The 3,536-nt window shown below is 69.0% G+C and carries 4 protein-coding genes; 2 read left to right on the forward strand and 2 right to left on the reverse strand.

What is annotated here, in order from left to right; translation table 11 throughout:
- Positions 1-1,276, forward strand: a 1,276-nt coding sequence (locus J7024_RS36605; protein WP_234746028.1) for an MFS transporter, incomplete at its 5' end; no start/stop codon positions are given.
- Positions 1,277-1,285: 9 nt separating this feature from the next.
- On the opposite strand, the gene J7024_RS36610 is transcribed toward J7024_RS36605, so the two are convergent.
- On the reverse strand, positions 1,286-2,221 hold the full coding sequence (locus J7024_RS36610) for a hypothetical protein (protein WP_124826483.1): 936 nt from the start codon (positions 2,219-2,221) through the stop codon (positions 1,286-1,288).
- 68 nt (positions 2,222-2,289) lie between these two features.
- On the reverse strand, positions 2,290-2,760 hold the full coding sequence (locus tag J7024_RS36615; RefSeq protein WP_124826484.1) for a winged helix-turn-helix transcriptional regulator: 471 nt from the start codon (positions 2,758-2,760) through the stop codon (positions 2,290-2,292).
- A gap of 151 nt (positions 2,761-2,911) precedes the next feature.
- Between J7024_RS36615 and J7024_RS36620 the strand changes: the two genes are divergently transcribed.
- A partial coding sequence (locus tag J7024_RS36620) for an MFS transporter (protein WP_234746031.1) occupies positions 2,912-3,536 on the forward strand: 625 nt, incomplete at its 3' end.

The following is a 3,536-nucleotide window of genomic DNA, read 5'->3' on the forward strand; positions in this document are numbered from 1 at the left end:
TGCCTATACGCTCGCGTTCGCGGTGCTGATGCTGTCGGGCGGCGCACTCGGCGATCGCTTCGGCGCGCGCCGGATATACGTCGCCGGCCTCGTGCTGTTCGCACTCGCGTCGCTCGCCTGCGGCGGCGCCGTCGCGCCCGCGCTGCTGATCGCGGCCCGCGCGCTGCAGGGCGTCGGCGCCGCGGCGATGCTGCCGAATTCGCTCGCGCTGCTCAACGACGCATGCCGGCACGATCCGCGCCTGCGTGCACGCGCCGTCGGCTGGTGGACGGCTGCGGGCTCGATCTCGATCGCGGCAGGCCCGGTCGTCGGCGGCCTGCTGATCGCGGCGTGGGGCTGGCGCGGCATCTTTCTCGTGAACCTGCCGCTGTGCGCGGCAGGGCTTGCAGCCGCGTTCGCATGGGTGCCCGCATGCCGCGCCGCGGCGGCACCGGAAGGACCGGTGCGTTCCGTGCGAGCGCTCGACCTGCGCGGCCAGTTCATCGCGATCGCGATGCTGACCGCGCTGACGGGGGCCGTGATCGAATGGCGGCCGCTCGGCTTCATGCACCCGATCGTCGGCGGCGGCTTCGCGCTCGCGGCGCTGGCCGCGCTCGCGTTCGTCGCGGTCGAGTCGCGCACGGCGACGCCGATGCTGCCGCTGTCGCTGTTCCGCCGCCGCACGTTCAGCGCGGCCGTGCTGTTCGGGATCTGCGTGAACCTCACGTATTACGGTACGGTGTTCGTGCTCGCGCTGTACCTGCAGCGCGTGCGCGGCGAATCGGCGCTGCAGGCGGGGCTCGCGTTCCTGCCGCTGACGGGCGGTTTCCTGTTGGCGAACCTGGCGAGCGGCCGCGTGGTCGCCCGTCACGGCCCGCGCGCGCCGATGCTCGCCGGCGCGCTCGTCGCCGCCATCGGCTACGGATCGCTGCATTTCATCGATGCGTCGACGCCGCTGCCGCTGCTGCTGGTGCCATTCCTGCTGATTCCGACCGGTATGGGATTCGCGGTGCCGGCGATGACGACGGCCGTGCTCGCATCGGTCGAACATGACCGCGCGGGCATCGCGTCGGCGGTGCTGAACACCGCGCGTCAGGCCGGCGGTGCGATGGGCGTGGCCGCGTTCGGCGCGCTCGCGGGTGGCGGCAGCGCGTGGCAGGCCGTGGGCGGCCTGCATATCGAAACCGCCGTGTCGGTCGTGCTGCTGATCGCGGCCGCGCTGATCGCGACGCTGGTACGGCCGGATGCGCATCGCGGTGCGGCTGGTGCGCGCCAGGCGGTATCGGCGGCCGATTGAGCGGAACGATCACGCGTCGCCGGGATCGCCCTGGATCAGGTGGCGCCACGGAAAGACGTTGCGCCCGAAGTGGCTGACATACCCGCCCCGGCCGGCCTGGATCACCATGAATTGCAGTCGCGGATGCAGCGCCTGCAGCGTTTCCAGCTCGTCGAGGTTCAGGCAGGTATTTCGCAGGTACAGCGTATGCAGCCGCCGGCCAGCCTTGCTCTTCAGCAATCGCTCGTAGGACTCGAATGTCGTCACCGCGCCCGCGACGCGCTTGCCTCGCCACGTCGCGTGCAATTCCGTCGACTCCGAGAAGTCGAGCGTACCGAGCGACGACAGGTTGTCGCTGTCGGCGAAACGATCGATGAACTGTTGCGTGTCGTATCCTCCGCCGATACGCAACCGGCTGAGGTGGCCGAGCGCCACCTCGAAGAAGCGCTCGTCAGGTGCATTGGGCACCGTCAGTTCGGTGAGAAACGGTGCTTTCGCAGCGAAGCGGGCGATCTCGCCGCCCTCCTGCATGATCAAGTCGCGGCGAACGATCATCGACGCATTGTGATCGGCCGGCCCGGTCGGCCTGACATACAGCGAACGGAGCATCGGAAAGCGCGCATCCGAATCGAGCAGCACGCCGAAATCCCATTCACGCGTACCGTTCGCCCCTTCGTCCGGGCCGCTGAATGCCAGATCGGCCACGACATCGGCGACCTGTCGTTCCGCAAGGCACCGCAGCGTCCATTCGAACGGACCGTCCCACGCTTCGCCGAAATACCTGACATGCAGCCCCGCCCGCAGCGGCGCGACGGCGACATGGTTGAGCGGGGTCTGCCACAGCGGTGCCGCCGGGTCCGCATGGTCGACGCCGTTCTCGGCTCCCTCGCGCTCGTCGCGCGCGTGGATGCGGCGTTGCAGGTCAACCAGACGCCGATAACCGGCGCAATCCAGCGGATGAGACATGGCGATGCGCCTCCCGTCAACGATGATCGCAGCAGTCTATCCGACGGCACGATCGTCGCGCATGGCACTCATTCCCGCGTCGCAGCCGCCTGGTCACCGACCTTGCGCACCATCGTCTCCGCCGCCTTCACCGGCCGGCCGTCGTCGTGCCGCAGCGCGAGCTTGCGGATCGCGCGGCCCGTCTTGCGGTCCACCAGCACCGAATGCGGCTCGCCGCGCGCGAACAGGTTCGCCTCGCCCCACTGGCGCAGCATCACGATGATCGGGAACAGCCCCTCGCCCTTCTTCGTCAGCGCGTACTCCTGATACGCGCTGCCATCCGACGCGGGCACCACGTCGAATACGCCGGCATCCACCAGCATCCGCAACCGGTCCGACAGGATGTTGCTCGCGACGCCGAGGCTCGTGCGGAAATCGCCGAACCGGCGCACGCCGTCGAACGCATCGCGCACGATCAGCAACGCCCAGCGATCGCCGACGATATCGGTCGCCCGCGCCACCGGGCACGGCGAATCCGCAAGACTTTTCTGCCTGGCCATGTTCCTCTCCGCTGTTGCACCGGCCGCCTTCGCAGGCGCCGGCCGTCATGCACGGGCCCGTCGCCCGCCGCTTCACAGGTTGCATTTTAAAACTACTTTCCCTACACTCACACTAGTTTCAAATTGCAACTAGATAGTGCGAGGAAGAACCATGGAATCGTCCTGCCATTCAGGCCCCGTCGCAGTGAACGCGACATCGTGCACGGATCGTCCGGCCGACGACGCATGCGCATCGACGGCGCTGGTCGCGCTGCTCGCCGTCTGCTGCGCGGCGAGCGTCGCCAACGTGTACTACGCGCAACCGCTGCTGGATTCGATCGCGCACGACTTCGGCGTATCGCAGGCGGCAGTCGGCGGCGTCATCACTGCGACGCAGCTCGGCTGCGCACTCGCGCTGCTGTTCGTCGTGCCGCTCGGCGATCTGCTGAACCGCAAGCGCCTGATCGCCGTTCAGCTGTTGCTGCTGACGGCAGCGTGCATCGGCGTGGCCGCATCGTCGACCCGCGTCGCACTGCTCGCGGGAATGGTGGCGGTCGGCCTGCTCGGCACCGCGATGACGCAAGGACTGATCGCCTGCTCGGCCGCACTGGCCGGCGCCGGCGAGCGCGGACGCGTGGTGGGCGCCGCGCAGGGCGGCGTCGTGATCGGCTTGCTGGCCGCGCGTTCATTGGCGGGTGTCGTCACCGACGTCGCCGGATGGCGCGCGGTCTATCTCGTGTCGGGCGCGCTCGCGATCGCGATGCCCGTCGCCCTGTCGCGGCTGTTGCCCGATGCCG

It is taken from the genome of Burkholderia sp. WTPI3, assembly GCF_021483755.1.
In the GTDB taxonomy this organism is placed as follows: Bacteria; Pseudomonadota; Gammaproteobacteria; order Burkholderiales; family Burkholderiaceae; genus Burkholderia.

Excerpts from the sequence above, each read along its gene's own strand:
- J7024_RS36615 (WP_124826484.1), bottom strand. The coding sequence starts at position 2,760 with ATGGCCAGGCAGAAAAGTCTTGCGGATTCGCCGTGCCCGGTGGCGCGG.
- J7024_RS36610 (WP_124826483.1), bottom strand. The coding sequence starts at position 2,221 with ATGTCTCATCCGCTGGATTGCGCCGGTTATCGGCGTCTGGTTGACCTG.